The sequence below is a fragment of the Actinoplanes sp. CA-142083 genome, from assembly GCF_050942195.1.
GTDB lineage: Bacteria > Actinomycetota > Actinomycetes > Mycobacteriales > Micromonosporaceae > Actinoplanes.
On the sequence record NZ_CP192076.1, the window covers coordinates 2,233,496 to 2,248,076 of the forward strand.

The window sequence follows — 14,581 nt, forward strand, 5'->3', positions numbered from 1 at the left end:
GTTTATGCCTGACATCGGTAAATATGAATGCGGGATGCGACAATCGGTGGCGTGGCTAGGACGATCAGTTACGCGGACGCGGTACGCATCCTCGGCGGTGGCCCGGAATCGGCGGTCTACCAGCGCGTCAACACGATGACCGGCGGATTGCTGGCGGGCGCCGCCGTCGCCGCGCCGCAGCTGCTCGCCCTGCTCGACCTGCGCACCGAGCTGGCGCGCCTCTCCGGCGAGCTGGTCACCACCGCGACCCGCGCGATGGTCGGCTCCGGCCGCCGCGACCGCACCGACCGCCTCGCCGCCGCGCACACCGTCATCGTGATCGCCGCGTATTTCGACGCGATCGCCGACGTCGACCTCTCCTGGGCTGTGCCTCTACCCAAGCCTGGACTATCAGTCGGCGGAGCCACGCGGCAGGATCAGCTGCGCGTTGCCGGCCAGGGCGCCGACGGCGCCCGCGACCTCACCTCGGCGGCGCTGCGGGCCGGGGTCCCGCTGCCCGAGCCGCACGTGCCGAACGAGCGGTACCTGGCCGGCCTCGACCACTTCTACGACCGGCTCACCGCCGACCTGGGCCGCTTCCTCGCCGGCCTGGCCCCGTTCGACGAGCTCAGCGAGGGCGAGCGGAACATCCTGCTCCGCGACATCCACGCCGGCGGCCGGCGGGCGCGGCAACGGTACGACGAGATGCTGCTCAACCTCATGGCCGACTGCCCCGACATGGCCCTGTGGATCGACCACCGCCACCGCAACGCGATCGAGGGCCGCCTCGACGCCCTCGAGCCGTCGCTGCGCGAGCTGGAACGGCTGCTGCGCGAGGCCGCCGCCGAGAACGAGGCCGAGGGCGTGGCCAAGGCTCTCCAGCGCGCCCACGCCGCGATGCTCGAGCACCGCATCGTCGAGTCGATCGACCTGCCGGACGGCCTCGACGTGCCCACTCTGGACCGTGGCTACATCCCGCCCGCCTTCCAAGTCGCCGAGCGCACCGACGCCTCGCCGGTGGACGAGGCGTTCTGGCGCAACGCCGGCGTGCGTCACGACATCGACCGCTTCCTGGCCGGCTATCTCGGCAGCCCCCGGGCGCTGCGCGCGCCGATGCTGGTGCTCGCCCAACCCGGCGCCGGCAAGTCGGTGCTCACCCGCATTCTCGCGGCCCGGCTCTCCACCACCAGGTTCCTGCCGATCCGGGTGCCGCTGCGCGACGTGGACAGCTCGCTGCCCCTGCAGCAGCAGATCGAGCAGGCGGTGCTGGCCGCCACCACCGAGGAGACGACGTGGCCGGTGCTCGCGCGCTCGATCGACGCCGTACCCGTGATCATTTTTGATGGTTTCGACGAGTTGCTGCAGGCCACCGGGGTCAGCCAGAGCGACTTCCTGCAGAAGGCGGCCGAGTTCCAGCAGCGTGAGCGGGAGCAGGGCCGGGCCGCCGCGGTGGTCGTGACGAGCCGGACCAGCGTCGCCGACCGCGCCATCCTGCCCTCCGAGACGATGCTGCTGCGGCTGCAGCCCTTCGACGAGCCGCGGATCCGCGGCTGGGTGGACGCGTGGAACGAGGTGAACACCGCCCACCTGGCCGTCGACGACGTGCTCGCGCACCGCGACCTGGCCGCCCAGCCGTTGCTGCTGCTGATGCTCGCCCTCTACGACAGCGACGGGAACGCCCTGCGGCGCGACCCGGGTGGCCCGCTGACGACCGGCGAGCTCTACGAGCAACTGGTGATCGGGTTCGCGCGCCGCGAGGTCGGCAAGGCCTTCACGAACCTCTCGCCGCGGGCCCTGGACACGCTCGCCGAGCAGGAGCTGACACGGCTCGCCGTGGTCGCCTTCGCGATGCTGAACCGCTCGGCCCAATGGGTCACCGAGGAAGCGGTGGGTAACGATCTGAGGGCCACGCTGGGTGATCCGGCGCCCGGCCGCACACCGGCGGTGAGCGCCGACGCGCTCACCGAGCAAGAGCTGATCTTCGGACGTTTCTTCTTCGTGCATCGGGCCCAGGCCGTCCGTGGTGGCGCGACCAGGCGGGCGTACGAGTTTTTGCACAGCACCTTCGGCGAGTACCTGGTCGCCCGCTTCACCTGGCAATTGCTGGCCGAGGCGGTCGCCCGCGACGCGGTGACCGTGGCGGCCCGGCCGATGACCGGGGACAACCTGCTCTCCGACCTGCTGTCCGTGCAGACGCTCACCACCCGGGCGCCGATCGTGCAGTTCTTCGCCGAGATGGCGTCCCGGATGCCGTTGGGGGAGCGGGAACGCTGGACCGACGTGCTGATCCGGATGTTCCGGCAGTGCGAGCGCAGCGGGGACTGGCCCGCCTCCGCCTACCGGCCGGCGCCCGGCAAGACGGTGGCCGCGCGCTTCGCCGCGTACACGGCGAATTTGATGCTTCTCGTGGTCGTGACGTCGGGCGAAATACGTTTCGGGGAGCTCGCGGAGCCGGCCCACTACGAGCCGTTCCGGCAGTGGCACGACCACGCGATGCTCTGGCACGGGCAGCTCAGCAACGACGGGTGGGGCACGCTGGTGCAGACCCTCGCGGTCGAGCGCTGCACCGGTCCGGGCGGCCGCGACGTGCGCCTGACCCTCGACGACGGGACCTTCGCCGTGCCCCCGGTCGATCCGCACTGGCTGTACAAACGGCCGGAGTCCGAGCGGGGCCGGGTCGCGTTCGCCGACCAGCACGAGATCGAGGAGGTCCGGCGCCGGCGGGTCTTCTTCCAGGGCTGCATGAACAACGAGCTGATGTGGCACACGGTCGAGCCGCTGCTCGACTCCCGGCTCGGGCCGACCACCACGATGTTCGCCTCCTGGTGGCCGGAGAGCACGCCGTCGGCGGCGCGGGCGCTGATGGCGGTCTGGCTGCTGCCGGCGGCAGTGCCTCCACCGGCGCCTGGTCCTGCGGACGGCGCGGAGAATCCGGGCCCCGCCGGGGCAGCCGACGTCGCCGAGACGTATCGGCGCTGCGTGCGGATCGCGGCCGAGTTCCCCGGCTGGGAGCCGGAGATGCAGATCGCGTACGCGGACACGCTGCTGCGCACCCTCGCCGGCCACCACGACTGCCCGACCGAGATCGCGGTCGACGTGCTCGGCGGGCTGACCGCGGCCTCGCCTGACGAGTGGCTGCGCACGGCGACGGCGGTGCTCGACCGGGCCGAGCGCGACGACCCGAACGCCGCGTGGCTGGCCGGAAGCGTCCTCAAGGTGGTCACCGACGGCTGGGGCTCGCTGACCGACCGGCCGGGCGCGATCATCGCCTCCGCGCGCGCCGTCGCGCTGCTCGAACGCCGCCGGCGCACGCCCGAGGTGCTCGGCAAGCTCGGCCGCACCCGCGTGGTCGCCGGCGCCGACGAGATGCGCGGCGAGCTGGAGGCGTTCCGGGTGCGGCTGGCCAGCCTGCGCACGACCAACGAGCGCTGGCTTGCCGACCTCAACGCGCTCTTCGACGAGTACAGCTGGCTGGCCGCCGGATCCGGTCAGCTGCACGCCTCGCTGGTGGCGCTGGCCCGGATGCCCGACATGGTCGGCGACATCGAGACCGTGCTGGCCTACGTGGACCAGCGCATCGGCAACTGGCTGATCGGCAACCCGTAATTCGCTGGCGTTCAAGGCGGCCCCGACGCCATCCTTTCCGCATGACCACGCTGCTGAAGCATCCGCTCGTCTCTGTCGCCGCGGCCGATCGGGCCGCCCGACAGCAGACGCCCGTCCTCGAAGGGTCGGTTCGCCAGCAGCTGTCGTGAGCGCGCCGTTCCTGGCCGGCGTCATCGCCGGCTACGGCGTCGCCGTGCCCGTGGGCGCCATCGGCGTCCTGATCGCCGGTCTGAGCGCCCGCACCTCGTTACGGGTCGGCGCGGCCGCCGGCATGGGCGCCGCCACCGCCGACGGGGTCTACGCGCTGATCGCGGTCGTGGGCGGCGCCGCCGTCGCGGGCCTGGTCGCGCCGATCGCGACGCCGCTGCGCTGGGCCGCCGCCGTGGTGCTGCTCGGGCTGGCCGTGTTGACCGCGCGGAGCGCCTTCCGCAAGCCGGGCGCGGCCCGCGAGGAGCGACCGGCGACGCCGCTGCGCGCCTTCACCGGCGTGCTGGCCCTGACCCTGCTCAACCCGGCCACTGTCATCTATTTCGCCGCGCTGGTGCTCGGCCGGTCGGGCGAGGGCGGCGGGGCCTGGTTCGTGATCGGCGCCTTCCTGGCCTCGGCCAGCTGGCAACTGCTGATCGCGGGCAGCGGCTCCCTGATCGGCCGCCTGCTCACCGGCGAGCGCGGCCGCATGATCACCGCCCTGGTCTCCGCGGTGGTGATCGCCATCCTCGCCATCCACCTGCTCTAGAGACCTTTCGGGTTGGGGGTCTGTGTCTGATCCACTGTGACGCTTGTGGGTGATCGTGCTGGCGGGCGGGTGTCGGGTCTGCTGGTCGCATGCGATATGGCGACGGTGGCGGCGTTGACCAGGCGGAACGGGTACGGCGAGAGCGAGTGCGGCAGCGAGCGGCGCTGTTGTTCGCGCAGGGCAGGTCGGCGCTCGAGGTCGCCGCGTTGCTGGAGGTGTCGACGAAGTCGGCGTATCAGTGGCGGCGGGCCTGGGCGGCCGGCGGTGTCGACGCGCTGGCTTCGCGAGGGCCGGCAGGTCCGGGTCCGAAGCTGTCGGACGCCCAGCTGGCCCGGTTGAAGGCCCGTCTGGAACAAGGGCCCGCTGCGGCCGGCCATGGCGAGGATCAGCGGTGGACTTTGGTCCGGATCGTGGCGTTGATCGCGTCGATGTTCGACGTGCGGGTCGGGATCACCACGGCGTGGGAAGCCATGCGCCGGCTCGGCTGGACCAGCCAGTTGCCGTCGTACCGGGCGATCGAGCGGGACGAGGCTGCGATCGCGCATTGGCGCCGCTACCAGTGGCCGGCGGTAAAAGAGTCGCCGCACGACGGGCCGCCTGGATCTGTTTCGCCGACGAGTGCGGCCAGACGCTAAAACCGCACAAAGCCGCCACCTGGGCGCCCAAGGGTGTCACCCCGATCGCGCATGTCACCGCGACCGGCAACGCCCGGGTCTCGGTGGCCGGACTGGTCTGTTACCGGCCCGGCCACCGATCGAGGCTGATCTACCGCACCAAAACCTCCGGCCGGGGCCGTAAAGGCGAGCCGAAAGGCTTTCGGGAACGTGACTTCGCCCGGCTGCTCGACGCCGCACACCGGCAGTTGCAGGCGCCGATCGTGCTCGTCTGGGACGGCCTGAACGCGCACCGCTCCACCCGGATGAAAGCCCTGATCGCCGCCCGGCCCTGGCTACGCGTCTACCGGCTACCCGCCTACGCGCCCGAACTCAACCCCATCGAGAAAGCCTGGTCAGGTCTCAAACGCAGCCTGGCGAACCTGCCCGCCCGCACCGCCGGCAGTCTGGCCATCGCCGTGAAGAACCGCCTCAAACGCATGCAACACCGCACCCATCTGATCGACGGCTACCTCACCGGAACCGGTCTATCCCCACCAACACCGCCCGGACCCTGACCGCGAAAGGTCTCTAGAGGTGTTTCATCGCCTCCCGTCTCGACAGCCCCGACAGGGTCGGGGTCGTCTCGACGAACGCCCGCACCGCCGCAGGGTCGGTGCGGGCGTAGTGGCGCAGCGCCCAGCCGATGGCCTTGCGGACGAAGAAATCGGGATGCCCGGCCTGGCGGGCGCAGTACTCGAAGAGCCGCTCGGTGTCGGTCGCCGTGCCGTAGTGCAGCTGGAACAGCAGGGCCGTGCGGACCAGCCACATGTTCTCCTCGGTGGACCAGGCGTCCATCGTCTCGACCAGCGCCGGGTGGGCCCGGACGAGGTCGCCGGTGACCCGGGTGGCCAGCGGATCGACCGTGTCCCACCAGGATTTCGTCGTGATCAGCGTGCGCAGCACGGGGACGAGCTCGGGGCCGGCCACCGCGACGAACTTGCGCAGGTAGTCGCACGCCGCGTACTGGAACTCGCGCTCCTCGCGCTCCCAGCACGCCAGCGCGATGGCGCGCAGGTCGTCGGAGGTGGGCCGGGGGAGGCCGGCGAAAGCGGAGCGCTCGACGGCGCGGACGGCCGGGGCCGGGAGCCCGAAATATTCGAACTGGTCGCGCATGTAGGCCGCCATCGCCGCCGCGCGCTCGGGATCGCGCCGCAGGGCGAAATCGGCGTCGAGCCGGGTGAGGAGCGTGCCTGCCAGGTCCGTCACGACCGACAGCATGCCACCGTAGTCTGACAAGAATGGGCGAGCGCGAGGCCGCGGGCGGCGGGAAGTGGGTCGATGTCGCGCCGGAGCGGCTGCCACGGTGGCTGGAGAACTTCGGGAGCCGGCACGGGCCGTACGCGGAAAAGGGTCTGATCTTGATCGCGGCCGACGGCGCCTCGGCGGAATGGCGCACGCCGCCCGGATCGCCGCCGGTGGAGACCATGGCCGAGCTGATCCGTGAGGCGCGGACGCCGCGACGGCTGGGGTTGCTGCTCGCGCGCAAGGGTGCGGTCGCGGTGGGCATCGCCGAGGGCGCCGAGCTGGTCGCGTCCAAGGTGGAGACCCACTACGTGCAGGGGCGCACGGCCGCGGGTGGCTGGTCGCAGCAGCGTTTCGCGCGCCGGCGGGACAACCAGGCAAAAGCGGCGGCTGCCGACGGCGCCGGCATCGTGGGGCGCATTCTTCTTCCCCGCGTACGGGATATGGCCGCGCTTGTCACCGGCGGTGACCGTTCCGCGGTCGACGCGGTCCTCGCGGCACCCACCCTGGCCCCGCTCGCGAGCTTGCGCGCCGAACGGTTCCTGGACGTGCCCGAGCCCCGGCACGCGGTGCTGGTGTCCGCGATCGCCGGGGCCCGGGCCGTGTCAGTGCTGGTGAAGCAGCCTTAATCGCCTTCCTTCACCGCGCCCGCCGCGAAGGTGTCGCAGGCCTTGACCGGATCGCCCGAGTCGAAGCCGGCCTTGAACCACTTCTGCCGGTCGGCCGAGGTGCCGTGGGTGAACTCGGCCGGGTTGATCTGCTGGCCGGACCGCTGCTGCAGGGTGTCGTCGCCGATCTGCTTGGCGGTGTCCAGGCCCTGCTGGATGTCCTGGTCGGTGATGCTCTTGAAGATCGGCTGGCCGCTCGACGTCTTGGTCTCGGTCGCGTGGTTGGCCCAGACGCCGGCGTAGCAGTCGGCCTGCAGCTCCAGCTTCACCGACAGCAGGTTCTGCTCCGCCTCCGAGGACGCGCTCTGCTGGGCCCGGCGCATCTTGGCCTCGGTGCCGACCAGGTCCTGGATGTGGTGGCCGTACTCGTGGGCGAGCACGTACGGCTGGGCGAACTCGCCGGGCGCGCCCAGCTGCTGGGCGAGCAGCTGATAGAAGGTGAGGTCGATGTACACCCGGTCGTCGGCCGGGCAGTAGAACGGGCCGGTGCCCGAGTCGGCCGCGCCGCAGCCGGTGCTCACCCGGTTGGAGAACAGCACCGTCTTGGCCGGCTGGTACTGCTTGCCGAAGTACTGGGGCTCGGCCTGTTTCCAGAACGCCTGGATGGAGTTGATGTAGAGCACGTTCCGGCAGTCCAGCTTCGTCTTCGCCGTGTTCTTGTCGGCGCACTCCTGCTGGATGTTGGTGTTGTCGCCGGAGCCGCCTCCGCCGCTTAGCTGGTTGACGCCGAAGTATCCGCCGACCACGAGCAGGACGACGGTGATGATGAGGCCGACGATGCCGCCACCGCCGATCGGGATGGGCAGACCGCCGAAGCCGCCTCCGCCACCGCCCGACCCACGCTGGTCCTCGACCTGACTGGTGTCGATGTCAGCGTTCTCGTTGAGTTCCATCTCATCCTCACTGACGCGGGTTGCGCCACGGATACCCGTTGATCTTGATCGGTAATCGGGTGGGAGGTGCTACCGCACGCCCGGTAGTATGGCGGAGTGCTGCTCTGCGAAGGCTGACCTGCCCCGCGCCGACCACTAGGTGGCCGGCGCCTACGTGTGCCCGGAGTCAGCCTTTCCCTCCCGAGAGCGAGCTTTCAGATGATCACCGCCACCGGACTAGAACTGCGTGCCGGCGCCCGGATCCTGCTTTCCCCGGTCACCCTGCGGGTGCAGCCCGGCGACCGGATCGGCCTGGTCGGCCGCAACGGCGCCGGCAAGACCACGACCCTCAAGGTGCTGGCCGGCGAGGGCAGCCCCTACACCGGCGCCGTCGATCGCACCAGCGAGGTGGGTTACCTTCCGCAGGATCCGCGTACGGGCGACCTGAACGTCACCGGCCGCGACCGGGTGCTGTCCGCCCGCGGGCTCGACGCCATCCTCGCCGAGATGCAGAAACTCGAGATCGAGCTCGAGGAGAGCGCCGACGAGAAGCTGGTCCGCCGCTACGGCAACCTCGAGGACCGGTTCGCCGCCCTGGGTGGCTACGCCGCCGAGGCCGAAGCCGCCCGCATCTGCGCCAACCTGGGCCTGCCCGACCGGGCCCTCGCTCAGACCATCGGCACCCTCTCCGGCGGTCAGCGCCGCCGCATCGAGCTCGCCCGCATCCTGTTCGCCGACTCGGGGCAGAACGGCAAGGGCATCCTGCTGCTCGACGAGCCCACCAACCACCTCGACCAGGACTCGATCGCCTGGCTGCGCGGCTACATGGCGCAGCACAAGGGCGGCCTCGTGGTGATCAGCCACGACGTCGAGCTGCTCGAGGCCGCGGTCAACAAGGTGTGGTACCTCGACGCCAACCGCTCGGTGGTCGACATCTACAACGTCGGCTGGAAGAAGTACCTCGAGCAGCGCGAGACCGACGAGCGCCGGCGGCGCCGCGAGCGGGCCAACGCGGAGAAGAAGGCCGGCGCCCTGATGGCCCAGGCCGACAAGATGCGGGCCAAGGCGACCAAGACCGTGGCGGCGCAGAACATGGCCCGCCGGGCCGAGAAGCTGCTCGGCGGCCTGGAGGAGACCCGCGTCTCCGACAAGGTGGCCAAGGTGCGCTTCCCGAACCCGGCGCCGTGCGGCAAGACCCCGCTCACCGCGTCGGGGCTGTCGAAGTCGTACGGAAGCTTGGAGATCTTCACGGACGTCGATGTCGCCGTCGACCGCGGCTCCCGGGTCGCCATCCTCGGCCTCAACGGCGCCGGCAAGACCACGCTGCTGCGCATCCTCGGCGGCCTGCTCACCCCGGACACCGGCGAGGTCCGGCCGGGGCACGGCCTGCGGCTGGGCTACTACGCCCAGGAGCACGAGACGCTCGACGTCGATCGCACGATCCTCGAGCACATGCGCAGCGCCGCCGCCGACCAGACCGACACCGACCTGCGCAAGATCCTTGGCGCGTTCCTGTTCTCCGGCGACGACGTGGACAAGCCGGCCGGCGTGCTCTCCGGCGGCGAGAAGACCCGGCTGGCCCTGGCCACGCTGGTCTGCTCGGGCGCCAACGTGCTGCTGCTCGACGAGCCCACCAACAACCTCGACCCGATCAGCCGCGAGCAGGTGCTGGACGCGATCGCCAACTACCCCGGCGCGATCGTTCTGGTCACCCACGACGCGGGGGCGGTGCAGGCGCTCAAGCCCGACCGCGCGATCCTGCTGCCCGACGGCGACGAGGACGCGTGGAGCGACGACCTGCTGGAGCTGGTCGAGCTCGCCTGAATCGCGGCTTTCCTCCGGGCTGAATCGAGTCAGCCGATGCCCGAACGATCGCCAGTTGTCAACTGGTGCCCACACAGACAGTGCGACGTTCGGGCGTTTGCGGGCACCCCGGACATCGACCCGGGCGCGGCAAAGTTGGCACACTTGCGATCACGGCGGTGCGTGTTCGTTACATCGACGGTGCGTCATGTCCCGTCACTCTGGGTCCTCGATCGAGTGTTTCCGCAGGTGATCGATGGTCTTGGGCGGTGTGGCCCGGCTACCTACCAGGTGGTCGGAAAAGACTTCCGCCTAACGTCTGTTAAGTGTCTGACATTGATGCCGGTGGTCAGCGTCAAGTTCCTGACAGTGCTAAATGGGCACGTTGGCTAAGCCAGGATACCTAGCGCATGATCGTTGGAGGCGGTCTAATAGGTGGGACCGTATCGAACCGCACAGTCTGGGACGTGAGGATTCAACATGGCAGCCACGGGCACAGCCACCAGCACTGAGAAGGGTCGCCGAATCGTCGGCAGCGAGCGCCAGTCACTGGCTAAGGATCTGGTCAAGCGTTACACCTCCGGCGAGAGCATTCGCGCGCTCGCGGCATCGACCGGACGTTCCTACGGATTCGTGCACCGCGTGCTCACCGAGTCGGGCGTTCAGCTCCGCCAGCGCGGCGGCGCTCGCCGGCGCAAGAAGGCGTGACGCCGGACAACGCCGAGCCCGGTAGTGCCGTTCCTGCCGACGAGGCGGGAGTTCGCTACGACCTGGACGGGCCGGTCGCAACGGTGACGTTGTGCCGGCCCGAGGTGCTCAATGCGCAGACTCCTGCGATGTGGGCCGAGCTCGCGAACATTTCACGGAAATTACCGGGCGACGTGCGAGTCGTCATTGTGCGTGGCGAGGGACGCGCGTTTTCCGCAGGCCTGGATCTGTCGGTCGCGCGCGGCGCCGGCGATTCTTCTCTCACCACTCTTGCACAGTTGTCGCCGTCGGAGTGCGCGGATCGCATTGCCGGCTTCCAGTCCGCGTTCACCTGGTTGCGTAACCCATCGATCGTGACGATCGCCGCGGTGCGCGGACATGCCATCGGCGCCGGATTCCAGCTCGCTCTGAACTGCGACATGCGCGTTCTCGCGGACGATGCGCGGTTCTCGATGGCGGAGGTGACGCTCGGCCTCGTGCCCGATCTGGGCGGCACCAAACGGCTGTCCGAGCTGGTCGGCCCGTCCCGTGCGCTGGAGATCTGCGTCACGGGGCGTCGCATCCCCGCCGACGAGGCCGACCGGATCGGCCTGGCGACCGCGGTGGTGCCCGCCGCCGAGCTGGAAGGCGCCGTTTCCGATCTTTCGGCGGCCATTCTGAATGCTCCGGACGGCGCGGTTCCCGAGATAAAGGGCCTGTTCAGCGGGATCGGGCAGCGATCTTATGCCGAGCAGGACCGCACCGAGCGCGAGGCGCAGACGCGCCGCATTCGCGACCTCCTCGGCACCGGGGAGTAAATCGAAGCCGTCCCGGGTTGTCGTACCCGCCGGGCATAGTGTCACCTGCCCGCCGAAAAGACAGCCCGGGAGGTGAACCGATGGGCCCCTCACCAGCCATGTCGAGCTGGAGCATGTTGCGCTCGATCCAGAATTCCGATCGGGTCACCCAGCACCGCCTCACCCGCGGCACGACCCGCCGGATCCTGCGCTTCGCCCGTCCCTACCGCCGCGACATCGCGGTGTTCCTGATCACCGTGGTCTTCGACGCCCTCATCGGCGTGGCCACCCCGCTGCTCGCCGGTCACGTGGTCAACGCGATCACCGGCGGGGGCGACGACGCGGCCGGCGTGGTCATCCGGCTCGCCCTGGCCATCGCGGTGCTCGCGGTCGTCGACGCGCTGCTCTCGCTCGCCCAGAGGTGGTACTCGGCCCGCATAGGCGAGGGCATCATCCTCGACCTGCGCACCCGGGTGTACGACCACGTCCAGCGCATGCCACTGCAGTTCTTCACCCGTACCCAGACGGGCGCCCTGGTCAGCCGGCTCAACAACGACGTGATGGGCGCCCAGCGGGCCTTCACCTCGACGCTGTCCGGCGTGGTCAGCAACGTCATCCAGCTCGTGCTCACGGCCGCCGTCATGTTCAGCCTGTCCTGGCAGATCACGGCGCTGTCGCTCGCCCTGCTGCCGGTCTTCATCATCCCGGCCCGCCGGGTCGGCAAGCGGCTCGCCGAGATCACCCGCGAGTCGTACAACCTCGACGCCAAGATGAACGCGACGATGACCGAGCGGTTCAACGTCTCGGGCGCGCTGCTGGTCAAGCTGTTCGGCCGCCCCGACGACGAGGCCGCGCACTTCGCCTCGCGCGCCACCCGCGTCCGCGACATCGGGGTGCAGCAGGCGATGTTCTCGCGCACCTTCTTCGTGGCGATGCTGCTGGTCGCCTCGCTCGCCCAGGCCCTGACGTACGGGCTCGGCGGCTGGCTCGCGGTCACCGGCTCGGTCACGGCCGGCACTGTGGTCACCCTCGCGTTGCTGCTGACCCGGCTGTACGGGCCGCTCACCGCGCTGAGCAACGTGCGGGTCGACGTGATGAGCGCGCTGGTCTCCTTCGACCGGGTCTTCGAGGTGCTCGACCTCGAGCCCGGCATCTCCGAGAAGCCCGGGGCGGTCGACATCCCCGAGGGTGCGGGACGGGTCGAGTTCCGCGACGTGCACTTCCGCTATCCCAGCGCGAGCGAGGTGTCGCTGGCGACCCTAGAGGACGTGACCACCCTCGACCGCACGGAATCCGAGCCGGTGCTCAAGGGCGTCGACTTCACCGTCGAGCCCGGGCAGATGGTCGCGCTGGTCGGGCCCTCCGGCGCCGGCAAGTCGACGACATCGATGCTGGTGTCCCGCGTCTACGACGTCACCGAGGGCGCGGTGCTGGTCGGCGGGGTCGACGTGCGCGACGCGACGCTGGGCTCGCTGCGCGACACGATCGGTGTGGTCACCCAGGACTCGCACTTGTTCCACGAGACCATCGCGGAAAACCTGCGCTACGCGAAGCCCGGCGCCACCGAGGACGAGATGTGGGCGGCGCTCACGGGCGCACAGGTCGCCGACCTCGTGCACGCCCTGCCCGACGGCTTGGACACGGTCGTGGGGGAGCGGGGTTACCGCTTCTCCGGCGGCGAGAAGCAGCGCATAGCGATCGCCCGCCTGCTCCTCAAGCACCCGTCGATCGTCATCATGGACGAGGCCACCGCCCACCTCGACTCCGAGTCGGAGGCGGCCGTGCAGCGAGCCTTGTCGGCGGCGCTGCAGGGCCGGACGGCGCTGGTGATCGCCCACCGCCTCTCCACCGTCCGCGACGCCGACCAGATCCTGGTCCTCGACCAGGGCCGGATCGTCGAGCGCGGCCGCCACGAGGAGCTGGTGGCGGCCGGCGGCCTGTACGCGGAGTTGTACCGCACGCAGTTCGCGGTCGCGGCTTCGCCGGAGGCCCCACCCTACGAGGAGACCGACATCGAGATTGTGACCGTCCCGGCCGGCTCGATCGAGCCCTGACCCATCTGCGTCGCTCGCCCGCGTCGCCCGCGTCGCTCGCCCGCGTCGCTCGCCCGCCCGCCCGCGTCGCTCGCCCGCGTCGCTCGCCCGCGTTGCTCGCCCGCGTCGCTCGCCCGCGTTGCTCGCCCGCGTCGCCCGCCCGCGTTGCTCGCCCGCGTCGCCCGCCCGCCCGCGTTGCTCGCCGGCCTGCGTTGCTCGCCGGCCTGCGTTGCTCGCCGGCCTGCGTCGCTCGCGTCGCTCGGCCGCCCGTTGCCGTCCGCCGTCCGGGTCTGCCCACCTCTCGGCCGTTGCACGCCGGATGGGCAGGGGATCCGATCCGGTGCCGGGCTTTCGATGGCTGATCTGGGCTGCCATGGCCCGGCGTGTGCCTCGTCGCGGTCGGTGCGGCCGGTTGCGGTCGGTTGCGTGTGCGGTCGGTGCGGCCGGTTGCGGTCGGTTGCGTGTGCGGTCGGTGCGGTCGGTTGCGGTCGGTTGCATGCGCAGTCGGTTGCGTGTGCGGTCGGTTGCGGTCGCTCGGCACCGGCCCCGGCGTCCGCGTCCGCGGGAACCGCGGCGCTCGCCGCTTGCCTCGCTGTGCGCCGATCTTGATGACTTGCGGTCTCGCGCGCACCGCAAGTCATCAGGCTTCGACGGTCTCGATCAACTTCTGGTCGACTTAACGGATATATCCGGCGGATGTCTCGCAATGTGGACAGGCTGGTCGGCGGGTGAGACGCGCCGCCAGTGAGTGGGAAGCGGTCCTGACGACTGAGAAGGCCTGCCACATTGCGGGATCGCGCGGGGAACGACTACATCGAGGTGGCGCAGGGCAGCCCGCATTGATGAGTCCGCGCACCGCAACGGGGCGGCGCCTGCGTCAGGCACGCACGCCCTGGGGCATGGCAGCCCGGACCGGTCACCGGAAAGCGCGACGGGTGAACGGGTCAGGGGGCCTTGCGGCCGGTGTGGGCCAGCAGGCGGACGAAGTCGTCGGCGTCGGGTGGGAAGTCGGTCATCTCGGCGAAAGCGCCCATCTCGCGGCCCGTGGGAGCCATCTGCTCGGTGAACGGGCCGATGGCGGCTACTACCTCGGGGGACGGCGTGTAGGGCTGGCCGGTGCCCTCGGAAAGGTCCCAGCCGTGGACGGTCAGGTCGACCAGCGCCAGGTTGGCCACGACCTCCTGCGGCATGCCCATGGCGGGGTTGTCACCCTCGATGGCGGCCGGGTCGGACCAGGCCTCCACCATCTTGCGGGTCTCGTCGGCGAAGCGGGAACGCCAGTCGCCCTCGAGGAAGTCGGGGGTGGCGGACCAGTCGACGGGCTGTTTCGCGGCCAGCGCCTGGAAGTTGACCACGCCGTGGAAGAGGTGGTTCAGCAGGTCGCGGACCTGGTACTCGGTGCACGGGGTGGGATTGTGGAGCTGGCCGTCCTCGATGCCACTGACCACCGGCACGGTCCGCTCGGCGGCGGCAGCCAGCAAGTCGCTGATCCTGGTCGTCAT

The 14,581-nt window shown here is 70.4% G+C and carries 12 protein-coding genes; 9 read left to right on the forward strand and 3 right to left on the reverse strand.

Going from position 1 to position 14,581, the window contains the following annotated elements; genetic code table 11:
• Nucleotides 1-51: 51 nt before the first annotated feature.
• The 4 genes from ACQPZX_RS10645 (at nt 52) to ACQPZX_RS10660 (ending at nt 5,492) form a co-directional block, all read left to right on the forward strand.
• Nucleotides 52-3,585: an NACHT domain-containing protein gene (locus ACQPZX_RS10645; protein WP_433377863.1), complete on the forward strand. Its 3,534-nt coding sequence runs from the start codon at nt 52-54 to the stop codon at nt 3,583-3,585.
• A gap of 145 nt (nt 3,586-3,730) precedes the next feature.
• Entirely contained in the window at nt 3,731-4,321 is a 591-nt protein-coding gene (locus ACQPZX_RS10650; protein WP_433377866.1) for a LysE family transporter, read from the forward strand.
• A gap of 146 nt (nt 4,322-4,467) precedes the next feature.
• Nucleotides 4,468-4,956 (forward strand): winged helix-turn-helix domain-containing protein, encoded by a 489-nt coding sequence (locus ACQPZX_RS10655; RefSeq protein WP_433377869.1) that lies wholly within the window; start codon nt 4,468-4,470, stop codon nt 4,954-4,956.
• Entirely contained in the window at nt 4,866-5,492 is a 627-nt protein-coding gene (locus ACQPZX_RS10660; RefSeq protein WP_433377872.1) for a transposase, read from the forward strand. The genes ACQPZX_RS10655 and ACQPZX_RS10660 overlap by 91 nt, the downstream gene beginning before the upstream one ends.
• A gap of 13 nt (nt 5,493-5,505) precedes the next feature.
• On the opposite strand, the gene ACQPZX_RS10665 is transcribed toward ACQPZX_RS10660, so the two are convergent.
• Nucleotides 5,506-6,183 carry a DNA alkylation repair protein gene (locus ACQPZX_RS10665; RefSeq protein WP_433377875.1) on the reverse strand — a complete coding sequence of 226 codons (678 nt, stop codon included), beginning with the start codon at nt 6,181-6,183 and terminating at the stop codon, nt 5,506-5,508.
• 32 nt (nt 6,184-6,215) lie between these two features.
• Between ACQPZX_RS10665 and ACQPZX_RS10670 the strand changes: the two genes are divergently transcribed.
• The gene (locus ACQPZX_RS10670) at nt 6,216-6,848 is read left to right on the forward strand and encodes an acVLRF1 family peptidyl-tRNA hydrolase (protein WP_433377878.1); all 633 of its coding nucleotides are present in this window, start codon (nt 6,216-6,218) and stop codon (nt 6,846-6,848) included.
• Here ACQPZX_RS10670 and ypfJ read toward each other — a convergent pair.
• Complete coding sequence (ypfJ, locus tag ACQPZX_RS10675) at nt 6,845-7,780, reverse strand: KPN_02809 family neutral zinc metallopeptidase (RefSeq protein WP_433377881.1); 936 nt, start codon at nt 7,778-7,780, stop codon at nt 6,845-6,847. The genes ACQPZX_RS10670 and ypfJ overlap by 4 nt on opposite strands.
• 198 nt (nt 7,781-7,978) lie before the next feature.
• Between ypfJ and ACQPZX_RS10680 the strand changes: the two genes are divergently transcribed.
• The 4 genes from ACQPZX_RS10680 to ACQPZX_RS10695 all read left to right on the forward strand — a co-directional run bounded on the left by ACQPZX_RS10680 (nt 7,979) and on the right by ACQPZX_RS10695 (nt 13,100).
• Nucleotides 7,979-9,583, forward strand: a complete 1,605-nt coding sequence (locus tag ACQPZX_RS10680; protein WP_433377884.1) for an ABC-F family ATP-binding cassette domain-containing protein — start codon at nt 7,979-7,981, stop codon at nt 9,581-9,583.
• 459 nt (nt 9,584-10,042) lie between these two features.
• Nucleotides 10,043-10,270: a helix-turn-helix domain-containing protein gene (locus ACQPZX_RS10685; protein ID WP_014441759.1), complete on the forward strand. Its 228-nt coding sequence runs from the start codon at nt 10,043-10,045 to the stop codon at nt 10,268-10,270.
• Complete coding sequence (locus ACQPZX_RS10690; protein WP_433377890.1) at nt 10,267-11,067, forward strand: enoyl-CoA hydratase/isomerase family protein; 801 nt, start codon at nt 10,267-10,269, stop codon at nt 11,065-11,067. Before ACQPZX_RS10685 ends, ACQPZX_RS10690 begins: the two co-directional genes overlap by 4 nt.
• A gap of 98 nt (nt 11,068-11,165) precedes the next feature.
• On the forward strand, nt 11,166-13,100 hold the full coding sequence (locus tag ACQPZX_RS10695) for an ABC transporter ATP-binding protein (protein ID WP_433385178.1): 1,935 nt from the start codon (nt 11,166-11,168) through the stop codon (nt 13,098-13,100).
• A gap of 923 nt (nt 13,101-14,023) precedes the next feature.
• On the opposite strand, the gene ACQPZX_RS10700 is transcribed toward ACQPZX_RS10695, so the two are convergent.
• Nucleotides 14,024-14,581 (reverse strand): TIGR03086 family metal-binding protein, encoded by a 558-nt coding sequence (locus ACQPZX_RS10700; RefSeq protein ID WP_433377893.1) that lies wholly within the window; start codon nt 14,579-14,581, stop codon nt 14,024-14,026.